This window comes from Desulfitobacterium nosdiversum (assembly GCF_049860565.1).
Taxonomy (GTDB): Bacteria; Bacillota; Desulfitobacteriia; order Desulfitobacteriales; family Desulfitobacteriaceae; genus Desulfitobacterium_A; species Desulfitobacterium_A nosdiversum.
The window spans coordinates 3,011,019-3,025,159 of sequence record NZ_CP172056.1 but is presented as its reverse complement, the minus strand read 5'-3'; the positions used below and the strand labels follow the sequence as shown (position 1 = coordinate 3,025,159).

Genomic DNA, 14,141 nt, shown 5'->3' with positions numbered 1-14,141 from the left:
AAAAAATGTACAAGAAAATTGCGGTTGAAGAAGGACTTACAAATGTTGTCCAAGCTTTGCATGCTTCAGGTTTTCATACTACCTCCCTTGAGGGAGATGATCTTTTTAATGTCCGTGCGGTTGTTGTCAAAGGAGATGGAACGGATATTTTAGCTTCTCCGGCTAATCTTAGGGTACCGGTCATTCATGCTTCAGGACGAAGTGCCGAGGAAGTTGTCGAAGTGTTAAGAGACCGCCTATCTTAAGTTGTTAATTAGGCAATTATGTAATGACGGACTGTCTCAATTAGAAAATAATATAATTGAGACAGTCCATTTATGTGTAATCGAGATGATCGTAACAAATGGCCCTGAACTACCATAATATGGTAGTGTAATTTTACTGATTAAGTGAATTTTTCTATCATTCTCAACATGTTGTCTTATGAAAGGAGAGCTGAAAATGTTCGGGTTAATTCCTTTCGGGCTTGGCTTAGGCTTAGGATTTGGACTTGGTGCACTAACGGCTCCAGCCTATCCAGGATATTACGGGTATGGGTATCATCCTTACGGTCCGTATCCGTACCAATATCCCTGGCCATATTAAACTGAAATATGTTAAAGTAAAGAAAGGGAAGCTGATGCTTTCCTTTTTTTATGGTTTTGGGTATTATTTTATAAAGGAATTAATAAATGGACAAAATGCTGAATAAGAGAAGCAACAGGCGAAAGTGAGGAAATGAATTTGAGCAATATAAAGGTTTTTTTAACTCAAAATCGGCGTAAACGGCTAGAACAAGGTCATCCTTGGATTTATAAAAGTGAAATCGCTAAAATAGAAGGAGAGCAAAGCGATGAAGAGGATTTGGTAGATATCGTCAATCATGCGGGACATTTTTTGGCGCAGGGATTATATAACTCAAATTCGCAAATTGCCGTAAGAATACTTTCTTATCATCCTGAAAAGATTACCAACGAGTGGTTTTATGATAGAGTAAGACAAGCATGGCAACGGAGAGAATGGCTGCTTCCAGAGGCTTCCTCATGTCGAGTAATCTACGGAGAAGCGGATTTTTTACCGGGAATAATTGTCGATAAATATGAAGATATTTTGGTTGTACAAATTTTATTTCGCGGTATGGATCGTCGAAGAGAAATGCTATTCCAAGCACTTCAAGAGGTATTTAAACCTCGAGGGATCTATGAACGCAGTGATGTTCCTGTTCGTGAACTTGAAGGATTGGAGCAAAGAACAGGCTTTGTTGGACAAGCTTTTGATACAGTGGTTACTGTTGAAGAAAATGGAATTAGGATTACGGTTGATGTAGCAGAAGGTCAAAAGACAGGATACTTCTTTGACCAAAGGGAAAATAGAGCTTCTTTAAAACCTTTAATGACGGGTTGGGGAGAACGAAGAGGAATACAACTCCGGGAAGGGATCCCATACGACTCAAAGGGCAAAGAGATTAAAAATCCGTTTTGGGACGGTGCGGAGGTTCTTGATTGTTTTTCCCATACAGGTTCCTTCATGTTAAATGCATGCAAATATGGGGCTAAAAAGGTTACATGTGTTGACATATCGCAGCGGGCGATTGAAATGGCTCAACATAATGCCTTGCAAAATGGATTTTTACACCGGACGGATTTTGTCGAGGCCAATGTGTTTGATTTCTTACGTGAGAAAGTTAAGGAAGAAAAAACATGGGACATTGTCATTCTTGATCCGCCGGCATTTGCCAAGAGCCGCAAAACGATACAAAGTGCCTTGAGAGGCTATAAAGAGATTAATCTTCAAGGACTAAAACTCGTGAAGACGGGTGGCATTTTAGTGAGTGCTTCCTGTTCATATCATGTAAGTGAGGAAGAATTTTTGGAGACGATATTAAAAGCTGCCGCCGACGCGAAAAAGATTTTACGCCTTATTGAATTTCGGAGAGCAGGCAAAGATCATCCAATTTTACTGGGAAGCCCAGAGACCAATTATTTAAAATTTGCGATTTTCGAGGTATTTGACCGTTCTTAGTTACTTTCATAGGAACATCTTTGCAAAAAAGAAAGTGAAGCATATAATAGAAGAAGGGAAATGAGGAGGGAATATGGTGGAAGGTGAACACGAAGATTATAAAACCATTTGTGATCGGCTGCGTAATAATTCCTATAAATTAACTCCTCAGCGTCAAACCATATTAAGGACGTTTCTTGAGAATTCCGCTCGGCATTTAAGTGCGGAAGATGTTTATTCGCTCGTGAAAAACGAGTACCCGGATATGGGATTAGCAACTGTATATCGAACCTTGGACTTATTGGCTGAGCTGGGGATTTTACAAAAAAACGATTTTGGTGATGGCCGCAGTCGTTATGAATTTACTCGGAAGGATGAACATCATCATCACCATCTTATTTGTTTAAACTGCGGCGAAGTTTCAGAATTTGATGATGATTTGTTAGAATCGTTAGAAACTGTAATATTTAAACGAAATCGATTTAAAGTCGTCGACCATGATCTTAAATTCCTTGGATATTGCCAGAAATGTCAAAGCACGTTAGAATAAACGTGCTTTTTTGACGGAATAAGAACGAAAATAACAGGAGGAAAAGGATACCATAGGGCGAAATAATTTAGTAAAATATGGTAAAAGGAGCGACGCCCTATGTTTCCATTGACAACCGGTCGTAAAGTTCAGTGGCAAAGGAAGACTTCCTGGAAAGATTGGCTACAAAATTGGAACTGGATATTATCTGGGACATTGGAAAAATCAATTGAGAATTGGCTTCAGCTCCTAGAGAAAGAAACGAGCCAGCCTCAGCTTAAAATTGTTCGACTTCTAATTGAACACGAAGTATATCAGGAATCTAAGGATTATTTAGAAAAATGTTTGGGGCAGGATGTTACACTAGACGGTGAGATCTATTATCTTATGGCTCGTTGCTGTATTGCTCAAGGTCTGCTCCGCGAATCTTCTGAGGCAATTGGTAAGGCATTGGATCAGGAACCCCAAAATCCAGTTTATCTCGAGCTTCAAGCAGATATTAAGTTAGAGCTTGGAGATCATCAAGCTGCAATTGATATTTTAAATAAAGCCATTCTAACTAACCCTAAAAATTTTGAAATACTTTTTCGGCTTGGAACAATTTATACTTATCATGGTGATCATCTTGAAGCCTTACGTTGTTATCAAGGGTGCTGTGAAATTAAACCCCATAATGCTGTCTATTGGGAAATGAAAGCTGAAAGCCATTTACAGCTGCAGCAAATTCGGCAGGCAGCAGTTAGTTTTGATCGTGCGCTTCGTTATGGAGTCAATCCAGATAATGTCGCCCGGTTAGCCTATTGTTATGTTCAACTTAATGAATTTAAAAAAGGAGTTCACTATTTTAAAATGGTCCTAAAGCATGAGCCGGATCATTATGATGCATTATGTAATTTGGCGGCAGTGTATCAAAATATGGGACGATCCTTAGAAGCATTGAATTTACAAGAAAGAGCGTTTTCTTTGTGTAAGAATGATCCAATATTGCTTAATAATATGGCCTATACACTAGTTCAACTCGGAAGATCCCGAAAAGCCACAGAATACTATCAAGAAGCCTTAAAACTTGCCCAGGGGCATCCATTGATTTTATATAATTTGGCTGTATGTCATGTTCAAAAGGGAAATTGGGAAGCGGGGATTGATTCCATAGAACGTTTACTTCGTATTCAGCCAGATCATTCAGAAGGCTGGGCATTGTTAGGAAATATATATGATGAACTTGAGGAGCATGATCGTGCTATTGATTGTTTTAACCGAGCTTTAAAATTAGCATAACAAAATCAGCGCTTTTCTTCGAAAAAGTTATATCGAGGAAAGGCGCTTTTCTTAAAAGTTGCGAACTTTATGACGATAATGCTAAAATAGATAAAGTAATGCTGTGATTTAGAACTTAGACTGAACTAAGAGTGAAGATAAAGATCAGGTAACACGTTTGATAAGAGTATGAGGGGGAAAGAGAAACTTGGGTGTCGATACAGATAAAATAGAACAAGCAGTTTATATGATCCTTGAGGCAATTGGCGAAGATCCGGAAAGAGAAGGATTGCGTGATACGCCCAAACGGGTAGCTCGTATGTACAAAGAAGTATTTTCAGGATTACATGAAGATCCCAGTTCTCATTTAAAAGTACAATTTTCAGAAGAACACGAAGAGATGGTGATTGTTAAGGATATACCTGTCTATTCGATGTGTGAGCATCATCTCGTACCTTTTTATGGAAAAGCACATGTAGCTTATATCCCAAGAAAGGGGAAAGTTACCGGGCTTTCAAAGCTAGCCAGAGTGGTCGAAGGGTACGCCAAAAGACCTCAGCTTCAAGAACGCTTAACATCTCAGACTGCTGATTCAATTATGAAAGAATTAAATCCTCAAGGGGTTCTCGTAGTTATTGAAGCAGAGCATATGTGCATGACGATGCGGGGAGTAAAAAAACCCGGATCAAAAACGATAACTTCAGCAGTTCGAGGAATTTTTAAAACAAGTCAGTCTACCCGATCAGAGGCATTCTCTTTAATTGAACATCATTAAGCATATAGTATTATTAATTATAGCTTTACCAGAGAAGAGGTAACATAATGGAACGGGATAAGGGAAAACTGGAGTTAATTGCGACACAACGTGTTAACGCGAACTCCGAAATGTATAAGGTCGTTGATTTCCTTAATAAAAGCTTAAAAAATTATCATTTAATGTTCGGTTTAACAAAAAAAGATGAGAGTATGGTAATTTCAATCTATGAAGTTGAATAATGCGACAAAGATGAATATTTTATTGACAAATGATGATGGTTATTTCGCTAAGGGACTGCAAACCCTTTTAGGAATACTTGAGGAAGATCCCTTTTTATCTGTTTCAGTTGTTGCACCAGAGAGCCAAAAATCGGCAACAGGGCATTCTATTACGCTTGCCGAACCTCTTATGATCACAGAACATAATTTAACAAAAGGGTTTAAAGGGTATGCGGTTCGTGGTAATCCTGCGGATTGTGTTAAACTTGCCATACAAGGTGAAATTGTCCCTAAGCCTGACCTTGTAATTTCGGGAATAAATAATGGCCCTAATCTTGGAACCGATGTTTTCTATTCGGGAACGGTTTCGGCTGCAATGGAAGCCGTTTTATTGGGCATTCCTTCTATTGCCGTATCACTGGCCGGGTTTGATAAATTTGATTTTGATGATGCAGCCCGCTTTATTTACGATTTTTTTAAAAAACAAACCTGCGCAAAAGGACTGCTTAATATAAATATACCTCCTATTCCATCCAGCGAATGGAGAGGAATAAAATATGCGAAATTAGGAAAGGCAGTTTATCAAAACGTTTTTGAACATCGAGTAGATCCAAGAGGGCGGGAATACTATTGGCAATCCGGTACCTTAGCACTTGAAACCGATCCTGAAACAGATTTATATGCAATTCAAGAGGATTTTATTTCCATTACGCCGATGCATTCAAATTTGACTGATTTTGATAAATTAAAGCTGATGCTATAATTTGAAAGGAGTACAGCAATTAAATAGCTGTACTCCTTATTTCAAGTGATGAGCAGTATTTTATAAACCGCCATTCTTGAGACTTTCTTCAGCTCTTCGAATCATGGCTTTAACCATACTTCCCCCAATTCGACCGCCAACATGACCGCATTCACGTGAAGTCATATTTGCCCAGCCTTGAGATTGGATTTTGTCGGTTAGCCCTAATTCGGAGGCTACCTCATATTTAAACTCGTCCAAAACAGATTGGGGTAAAATGCCTGCGCTTCGATTTCCACGGCTCATATGGAGCACTTCCTTTCATCTGTTTTTTTGGAACATTTTTATTTTAACCAAATGAAATTTGTTTATAGTGTAAAAAATCTGGAGGATATAAGTTGAACTGTTATTGGAGGAAGATATCATGATATTTGGAGTTTTTTTGTTTTACTTCCTACTCTTTATATTTATTTTTTCTACTCCAGAAAAATGGAAGCAAAAAGATAAGCGATTAAAACAGCTTTTCGCCGTACCTGCAGCCATTGCGTTAATTATGGTTTTATTAACAGTACTTAAAGTCTATTTCATTTATAAATTATTTATTCTCTTGTTTTTTGGTTTTACTTTTCTCTTAAGCTATTGGCAATGGGGCGATCAAATGCGGCAGTGGTGGAGAAAATAGGAAAATGTTGATTAAACGGGAATATATTTGCCAAGCCAGGGTAACTTCCGAAGATCATTTAATGTTATTCCTCCATTCAATATAAGAATAGCAAAATAACAAATTAAGCCGATTATGATTTGAATTAGAACAAACCAGCTGCGGCTTTCAGCTATTGTAATTGTAAGTTTAAAAAGAAGCATCATTCCTATTCCAGCGCTTATAGGTTGGAGGAAAAAACGCTGAAGGTCAAGGGGCATTCCTGTATATCGAATAAGCGCTCCAATATTTAATAGCGCCATAATAAAAAATCCAAAAACATAGGCAAGGGCAGTACCCGTTAATCCCCAGGTTGGTTGGGCAGTTAAGACATAAAGAATAGGGATTCGTAAAAGTGCTGAGATAATGGAGTGAATAACCGGAATATATACTTTCCCAAGTCCTTGAAGAATTCCGGTTGTTGTTTGCTGAAGATAAGAAAAGATACCGCCTAGAGTAAGTATCCTGAGGATGGGAGCGATATTTTGGCTTTTAAAAAAGGCTGTTAAAGGATTGGCAAAATAAAAAAGAATAAGTAAACAAGGAAGTCCCAGCAGGATGGTTAAACGAATGGCCTCCGAACTGCGCGCCTTTACGACGTAATGCTGATTTCGAGCTGAAGCTTCAGAGATGGCAGGAACAAGAGAAGTTGCGAGGGCAAATGTAAAAACACTGGGGAAGGTGAGCAAGGTAAAAGCAGAACCTCCCAATTGGCCAAATAAAGTTGTTGCCTCACGTGCCGTGTAACCTGCAATTTGCAAGCGTTGAGGAATAAGCATGGCATCGAGCGAAGATAAACCTGTTGATATAAGTCGTCCTGCAGTAACTGGCGAGGATAAGGTGAAAAGTTCTTTATAGACTTGAAATACGGAGGGAATGGGTTCATCTTTATAAGACTTTATTTTCTTTAATTGATAATGTATGGAGATAACGATCAATCCCATAACTTCCCCAGCTAACATCCCTAGAGCCAAGCCTGTTGCAGCCCATTCAGCACCACGAGGAGCTAGATATATGGCAGCAGAAAAACCAATGAGAACGCGTAAAATTTGTTCGCTAATTTGGCTAAGTGCTGTAGGAACCATATTTTGAAGTCCTTGAAAATAACCGCGGAAAGCAGAAGAAATAGAAACAATAAGGATGGCTGGAGTACATACAAGAAAGACCCTTAAAACACGTGGGTCAGGGAAGATATGGTCAGCTAGGTATGGAGAGAGAAAAAAAAGCGATATTGCTACAAACCCTCCGGAAAACGATAGAAAGGTGAGGGATAATCTAAATATGTTTTGCATGCGTGCCAAGTTATCTAAGGAAAGTGCTTCTGAAACCATCTTTGATACCGCAAGCGGAATCCCGGCAGTGGTTAGAACCAGTGCCATCATATAAACGGGGAAAACCATATTAAACAAGCCATAAGCTTCGCCGCCAATATGTGTCATAATTAGATATTGATAGATAAATCCCAAAATACGATTAAGAAAATTTGCTGCGAAAAGAATGGTTGCACCATAGACAAAAGTGCGTTTGGCCATGTTTTCCCTCCATGCTTGTTCTCCTATCTTATGTATAACTTTATGCCTATTGTAAAAAATCCATGACAATATAAATTTCTTAGGAGAATGAAGGGGCAACAGGATTTAAGATTTAAATGGAGAAATATACTTTTATTAAGATTTAATTAAGATTTACGTAGAGTTAGTTTTTCCTTCAAAGAATATTTAGATAAAATGGAGGGGATTCTAAGCCTGAATTGGAGGGATGTAAAATGTGGCAGCTTATCCGAAATGCTCAAATATATATGCCCGAACGAATTGAGGAGCATGATCTTCTCATTGTTGAAGGGAAGATCGCAGCTATTGGAAATGATCTTACTCTTCCGCCTTATGTCCAGGGCAAAATCTTTGACCTGGAAGGGAAATTTCTAGTGCCGGGGTTTATTGATGCTCATGTTCACATTTGTGGAGGAGGGGGAGAAGCTGGCCCGAGTTCACGAACACCAGAAATTCAACTTTCTCAATTAACACAGGCAGGAATCACGACTGTTGTAGGTTGTTTAGGTACTGATGCCATATCTCGTTCGATGGAAGAGCTTTTAGTTAAGGCTCGGGCAATCGAAGACGAAGGCTTGACAACATATATTTATAGTGGTGCATATCAAGCAAACCGTAATCTAATGGCGAATTTGCGTCAAGATTTAGTACTTATTGATAAAGTAATTGGTGCAGGTGAGATTGCAATTTCTGATCATCGTTCTGCACAACCCCAGATTGCTGAACTTGAACATCTCGCTGCAGAGGCGAGAGTTGGAGGAATGTTAGGCGGGAAGGCAGGTATAGTCCATCTTCATCTTGGGGATGGAAAACGCGGAATCGAACCCATCTATCAAATCCTGGATAATACGGAGATCCCAATTACTCAATTTATGCCGACACATATGAATCGAACGCATTCATTATTTGAGCAAGGCATTAAATTCCTTGAGTCTGGCGGCAATATTGATCTGACGGCTGGATGTGATGATTACACGGAGGATCTCCGTGTTCCTTACATCTTACATTTTCTGGCGGATAAAAAATTATTAAATAACAGAGTAACTGTTACCTCGGACGGAAATGGGAGCATGCCGAGGTATAACAGCCAAGGTGAACTCGTGGGAATGGGAATTGGATCAGTCCGCGTTTTATGGAGAGATATTCGCAGCGCTGTACAGAAATACAATCTATCTCTCGAAGATGCCTTAAGAGTGATTACCTCGAGTCCAGCACATGTGCTCGGGCTTCATCAAAAAGGAAGAATACAACCTGGATTTGATGCAGACTTGATTACATTGGACGATAATCTTGAGATTAAACATGTATGGGCAAAGGGAAAGCTTATGGTTTATGATGCTGTACCCATTGTTTTTGGCCAATATGAAAAAGCACTCAGTAAAAACTATCAAAATATCGAAGTCGGCTAACACTAAATTTAATGGGAATCAAGGAATAACAACGTTGTCTTCAGGCTGAATAAACTCCGAGGATCAGTAAGTAAAAGGGTAACCTTTTCATTATAAAACATCAAGGAGGGTGATTGTCTTGAAGAATTATGAAACCCTAAATTTAAGGAATGTTTGTCTGGTTGGACACGGTGGTGCAGGAAAGACATCTCTGTCGGAAGCTTTTCTGTTCAATTCTGGTGCTATTACCCGCATGGGGAAAATTCAGGAGGGAAATACCATTTCGGATTCCTTACCTGAAGAAATCAAACATAAAGTTTCCATCAGCACAAGTCATATTCCAGTAGAATGGAATGGGGTAAAAATTAACGTTCTGGACACTCCTGGTTACTCTGATTTTTTTGGTGAAGTAAAATCTGCCCTTCGGGTCGTTGAGAGCGGGGTACTGGTTCTTTGCGGTGTTGCAGGAATTGAGGTGCAAACTGAAATTATCCTGGACTTAATGGAAGAACAAAAGTTACCCCGCATTGTTTTTATTAATAAGCTTGATCGTGAAAATTCTAATTATCAGAAAGTTTTTGACCAACTCAAACAAGGTTTTCCTCAGATGCATTTCACCCCCTTACATATACCTATTGGTCAAGAATCGCAGTTTCAGGGAGTTATTGATATAATTGATCGGAAGGCTTACTATTACGAAAATAATGGAAGCGGTAAATATACGGTAAAAGATGCTCCTCCGGAGTACCAGAATGAAATTGATCAATTGCGTGATCTCCTTTCGGAAGCTGTCGCGGAAACCGACGATGATATTTTATCTAAATATCTTGATGGTCAGACTCTAACCGATGAAGAACTTCAAAACGCTTTAAAAGCCGGCTTTGCCCAAAATTTAGTAGTTCCGATTTTAGCAGGCTCAGCTTATAAAAACATTGGAACTGCTAATCTTTTAAATTTTATAGTCGGCAATTGCCCTACGCCAAAAGTGCAGGATGATAGATGTGCACTTGTTTTTAAAACCCTTGCCGATCCCTTTGTCGGTAAAATGAACTTTCTTCGTGTTTATGGCGGAAAGTTCCAGCCGGATCAAATTGTATACAACTCTAATCGAAATACAGAAGAAAAATTAGGAAATCTTTTTTTGCTTAAAGGAAAAAATCAAGAACATATAGCCATGATAACAGCGGGCGATATTGCCGTTGTAGCAAAACTTCAGGATGTCGGAACAGGGGATACCCTTTGTTCCAAAGAAAATCCTGTTAAGTTAACAGGAATCGACTTTCCCGAACCACGACTTCCAGTAACGATTTCTCCTAAGAGTAAAGGTGACGAAGATAAACTTGGCGGTGCACTTGCACGCTTGGTTGAAGAGGATCCGACCTTACGAACCCAAAAAAATACCGAAACTAAGGAATTACTGCTTTTTGGAATGGGTGAGATGCATCTGGAGATTCTCATTGAAAAATTACATCGTAAGTTTGGAGTGGCAGTAAATACAACAGTACCAAGAGTCCCTTATCGGGAAACGATACGCAAAAGTGTTAAAGTTGAAGGAAAACATAAAAAACAAAGCGGCGGACACGGACAATACGGTCATGTTTGGTTAAATATTGAACCTTTATATGAGGGCGAATTTAAATTTTCGGAAGAAGTATTCGGAGGTGCAGTCCCTAAACAATATTTTCCCGCTGTTGAAAAAGGAATAAGGGAGGCTATGACCGAAGGAATTTTGGCTGGTTTTCCCGTGACAGGAATAAAAGCTGTTCTTTATGATGGTTCGTATCATAGCGTTGATTCTTCTGAAATGGCTTTTAAATTAGCTGCAATTATCGCGTTTAGAAAAGGAACGGAATTAGCGAAACCTGTTCTTCTGGAACCCGTTGTTGAGGTCACGGTACGAGTTCCTGAGATTTTTATGGGTGATGTAATCGGGGATCTGAACAGTAAAAGAGGAAAAGTTCTTGGTATGGAAGCAGATGGAAAATTTCAAATTATACGATCTCATGTTCCCCAGTCAGAAATGATGCGCTATGCCATAGACCTGAAATCACTAACTCAAGGACGAGGCAGCTTTGATATGGAATTTCTGAAATATGAGGATGTTCCGCCGAAAATTGCTGAAACCATTATTAGTCAACTTAAAACAGCTCAACATGGATAAACATAATCCTATTTAAAATTTAATAAGTCTAGAAAAGAACTCTTGTTCAATTATGAACAGGAGTTCTTTGTTTTATAAAATTTTTTAGAAAGTAAATATAATTACTTAAAAAATATTAAAAGTTATATTGTTAAGAAAAGGAAAAAATATATTAATGGCGAATATTCAAAAAATTAGATAAAGATAATTTTAATTATTTGAATATACGAGGAGAGGATAATGTGTCTCAAAAAGTCCGTGTGGGGATTATTGGCGCCGGGAAGGGAGGTTCTTCAGTATACAAGACGTTAAAAACAATCGATCATTTTGAAGTTGTTAATGTTTGCGACATTTTAGAAACTGCCCCTGGAATTCTAATGGCACGACGTGATGGAATTCTAACTTCCCAATCTATTGAGCAATTTTGTAAAAATGAAATGGAGATTATTATTGAAGCTACAGGGCTACCTGAAGTGCAGCAACAAATAGAACAGTTGAAATCAACTCAAACCTCTGTAATGGAGGCTGAAGGCGCAAATCTCATGATGTACATTATTGAAGAGAAGGAAAAACTTTCTGAGTTAAAGCGACTTCAAGGCAGACTTGATACAATTTTAAATTCTGTACAGGAGGCAATTGAAGTTGCTGGATCAGACGGGATTATTAAGTACGTTAACCCCTCATTCAGCCGTGTGACAGGGATTTCTGCCCATGAGAGAATTGGCCAAAATATTTTTGATGTATCCCCCGATGGGGCTTTGGCTCGCGTTCTCAGGACACATGAGCCTATTTTCGCACATCGTTCCAAGGTAGGCGGCTGTGAGGTAGAAGTGGTTTCAAATGCATCCCCAATTATAGTAGACGGTAAGATTGATGCAGGTGTCGTTGTTTTTCAACCTCTCACTGATATTTATAAAACAATGGAACAACTTCAAGAATCTAATCAAGTCATCACGGATTTACAAAGCCGTATAAGTCAAATCTCTACAAGTTCTTTTACATTTGATGATATTTTAGGAAGCCATCCTGATTTTGAACGATCTGTATATCTGGCCAAAAAGGCTGCGAAAAGCAATTCAATGGTCTTAATTTTAGGAGAAAGCGGTACTGGAAAAGAGCTCTTCGCCCATGCCATTCATAGTGCAGGTGAAAGAAGAGAGAAACCCTTTATTAAAGTTAACTGTGCTGCAATTCCTGAGACTCTTCTTGAAAGTGAGTTTTTTGGACATGAAAAAGGCGCTTTTACAGGGGCCTTCAAAACTAAAATGGGAAAAATGGAATTAGCTAACGGCGGAACTATTTTTCTTGATGAAATAGGCGATATGAATCCTTATTTACAGTCTAAGCTTTTAAGGGTCCTTCAAGATATGGAATTTGAACGCGTGGGAGGGACACAAACTATTAAAGTCGATGTCCGGGTTATTGCGGCTACAAACCGAAACTTAAGGCAAATGGTTAAACAGGGAGATTTTCGCGAGGATCTCTTTTATCGCCTAAATGTTGTGGAATTGCGATTGCCTCCTTTGCGAAAGCATAAAGAGGATATTTTAGCTTATGCTCAATCCTATATCATGAAATTTAACCGCAAATTTGGAAAACACGTTGTAGGAATGAATGCTCAAGCTGAACAACTTTTACTTAGTTATCACTGGCCCGGAAATGTGAGAGAACTTCAGAATGTTGTTGAGCGTGCCATGGTTTCTGTTGAAGGAGACATTATAACGGCTAAACAACTCATCACACTGGTGGAGATGAGAGAGATGCCGGAAAAGGAATTTGGGGAACTTATGCCGCTTGACGAGCTTGAAAAGAAGATGATTCGCTTGGCTTTACATCGGTATGGTGATTCTGTTGAAGGAAAAAAGAAAGCAGCTCAAACTTTAAATATTTCTTTGGCGACACTCTATAACAAACTAAAAACAATTTAATAATCAAGATCCATAATTATTAAGACGGAAATTTCTAATATTGCGTAAATAAATTATAGAAAATAGAAAATTGAGTTCTTATAAAATTTAGAAGAGGTTACATTTAAAATCCGAATTTTCACTTGAAAATTCGGATTTTTATGACTATATATTAATTCTAAACTTTACGTTTTATTGACCATATATCAATGGCATGTTTTTTGCATCTTAAAATAAAAGCCTGAAGTTATTTAGATAAACATATGTTACCAAAGACCTAAAACAGAGATGAGATTTAGAGGAAGATTAGAAGAATGAAAACAGAGTAAATAGATGGAGAGAGGAGAGATATTATTACATGTCCGCTTTACAAAGACCTTATCATTTTCTAATACGGCGGGTCCATTCTCTTTTAGGACTTTTGCCCATTGGCATCTTTTTAATGTTCCACTTAACCCTAAATCTTTCTGCTCGATTTGGATCAATTCAATACGATCAAGTGATTGGAGCCATGCGGAGCTTTCCTGGAATTTTTGTTATTGAACTCATTGTTATTTTTATTCCCATTGCTTTTCATGCGATTTACGGAGCCTGGGTCGTTTATACAGGTCAAAGTAATCTTTTGCGTAATAAGTATGTACGTAACTGGTTCTATGTTATCCAAAGAGTTTCCGGAATTTATACCGTTATTTTTGTTTTAGCCCATGTCTGGATGTTTCGCTTTGGCGAGGCTAATTTTGCTGCGCTTCAACATATTATCAGCAATCCTTTGGGTCTGATTTTCTACGCTCTTGGAATTGTTTTAGCCGTTTTCCATTTTACAAACGGACTTTGGGCTTTTGCCATCACTTGGGGGATAACTGTGGGACCTAATGCTCAGCGAAAATGGAGCTATGTATGTGCAGTGATATTCGTCATTTTAACGATAGTCGGCTTGAGCGATTTGTCGGCATTTTTGAGATAAGGAAGGCGA

General features: G+C 38.6%; 15 protein-coding genes. 13 read left to right on the top strand and 2 right to left on the bottom strand.

Annotated features, from left to right (window positions below):
- Positions 1 to 5 precede the first annotated feature (5 nt).
- The 8 genes from ACHOLT_RS14520 to surE all read left to right on the top strand — a co-directional run bounded on the left by ACHOLT_RS14520 (position 6) and on the right by surE (position 5,504).
- Positions 6 to 245, top strand: coding sequence for a YkuS family protein (locus tag ACHOLT_RS14520; RefSeq protein WP_425802000.1), 240 nt, complete (start codon positions 6 to 8; stop codon positions 243 to 245).
- 196 nt (positions 246 to 441) lie between these two features.
- Positions 442 to 585 (top strand): hypothetical protein, encoded by a 144-nt coding sequence (locus ACHOLT_RS14515; RefSeq protein WP_425801998.1) that lies wholly within the window; start codon positions 442 to 444, stop codon positions 583 to 585.
- Positions 586 to 723: 138 nt separating this feature from the next.
- Positions 724 to 2,001, top strand: a complete 1,278-nt coding sequence (locus ACHOLT_RS14510) for a class I SAM-dependent rRNA methyltransferase (RefSeq protein ID WP_425801996.1) — start codon at positions 724 to 726, stop codon at positions 1,999 to 2,001.
- A 73-nt stretch (positions 2,002 to 2,074) separates the two neighbouring features.
- Entirely contained in the window at positions 2,075 to 2,530 is a 456-nt protein-coding gene (locus ACHOLT_RS14505) for a Fur family transcriptional regulator (protein WP_425801994.1), read from the top strand.
- A 99-nt stretch (positions 2,531 to 2,629) separates the two neighbouring features.
- Positions 2,630 to 3,787 (top strand): tetratricopeptide repeat protein, encoded by a 1,158-nt coding sequence (locus ACHOLT_RS14500; RefSeq protein WP_425801992.1) that lies wholly within the window; start codon positions 2,630 to 2,632, stop codon positions 3,785 to 3,787.
- A gap of 187 nt (positions 3,788 to 3,974) precedes the next feature.
- On the top strand, positions 3,975 to 4,541 hold the full coding sequence (gene folE, locus ACHOLT_RS14495; RefSeq protein ID WP_425801990.1) for a GTP cyclohydrolase I FolE: 567 nt from the start codon (positions 3,975 to 3,977) through the stop codon (positions 4,539 to 4,541).
- 47 nt (positions 4,542 to 4,588) lie between these two features.
- Entirely contained in the window at positions 4,589 to 4,762 is a 174-nt protein-coding gene (locus ACHOLT_RS14490; RefSeq protein ID WP_425801988.1) for a YpmA family protein, read from the top strand.
- A 10-nt stretch (positions 4,763 to 4,772) separates the two neighbouring features.
- Positions 4,773 to 5,504, top strand: coding sequence for a 5'/3'-nucleotidase SurE (gene surE / locus ACHOLT_RS14485; protein WP_425808081.1), 732 nt, complete (start codon positions 4,773 to 4,775; stop codon positions 5,502 to 5,504).
- Between the two features lie 60 nt (positions 5,505 to 5,564).
- Here the strand turns inward: surE and ACHOLT_RS14480 are convergent, their stop codons facing one another.
- Positions 5,565 to 5,789, bottom strand: a complete 225-nt coding sequence (locus tag ACHOLT_RS14480) for a small, acid-soluble spore protein, alpha/beta type (RefSeq protein WP_425801986.1) — start codon at positions 5,787 to 5,789, stop codon at positions 5,565 to 5,567.
- Positions 5,790 to 5,907: 118 nt separating this feature from the next.
- Here ACHOLT_RS14480 and ACHOLT_RS14475 point away from each other — a divergent pair, with 118 nt between their 5' ends.
- On the top strand, positions 5,908 to 6,165 hold the full coding sequence (locus ACHOLT_RS14475; protein ID WP_425801984.1) for a hypothetical protein: 258 nt from the start codon (positions 5,908 to 5,910) through the stop codon (positions 6,163 to 6,165).
- 11 nt (positions 6,166 to 6,176) lie between these two features.
- Here the strand turns inward: ACHOLT_RS14475 and spoVB are convergent, their stop codons facing one another.
- A complete protein-coding gene (spoVB, locus tag ACHOLT_RS14470) occupies positions 6,177 to 7,715 on the bottom strand; it encodes a stage V sporulation protein B (RefSeq protein WP_425801982.1) in 1,539 nt (512 codons plus the stop codon).
- A 233-nt stretch (positions 7,716 to 7,948) separates the two neighbouring features.
- Here spoVB and iadA point away from each other — a divergent pair, with 233 nt between their 5' ends.
- The 4 genes from iadA to ACHOLT_RS14450 all read left to right on the top strand — a co-directional run bounded on the left by iadA (position 7,949) and on the right by ACHOLT_RS14450 (position 14,132).
- Positions 7,949 to 9,142 carry a beta-aspartyl-peptidase gene (iadA, locus tag ACHOLT_RS14465; RefSeq protein WP_425801980.1) on the top strand — a complete coding sequence of 398 codons (1,194 nt, stop codon included), beginning with the start codon at positions 7,949 to 7,951 and terminating at the stop codon, positions 9,140 to 9,142.
- A 118-nt stretch (positions 9,143 to 9,260) separates the two neighbouring features.
- The gene (gene fusA, locus ACHOLT_RS14460; protein ID WP_425801979.1) at positions 9,261 to 11,282 is read left to right on the top strand and encodes an elongation factor G; all 2,022 of its coding nucleotides are present in this window, start codon (positions 9,261 to 9,263) and stop codon (positions 11,280 to 11,282) included.
- Between the two features lie 221 nt (positions 11,283 to 11,503).
- Positions 11,504 to 13,189 carry a sigma 54-interacting transcriptional regulator gene (locus ACHOLT_RS14455; protein ID WP_425801978.1) on the top strand — a complete coding sequence of 562 codons (1,686 nt, stop codon included), beginning with the start codon at positions 11,504 to 11,506 and terminating at the stop codon, positions 13,187 to 13,189.
- A gap of 337 nt (positions 13,190 to 13,526) precedes the next feature.
- Complete coding sequence (locus ACHOLT_RS14450; RefSeq protein ID WP_425801977.1) at positions 13,527 to 14,132, top strand: succinate dehydrogenase cytochrome b558 subunit; 606 nt, start codon at positions 13,527 to 13,529, stop codon at positions 14,130 to 14,132.
- Positions 14,133 to 14,141: the final 9 nt, after the last annotated feature.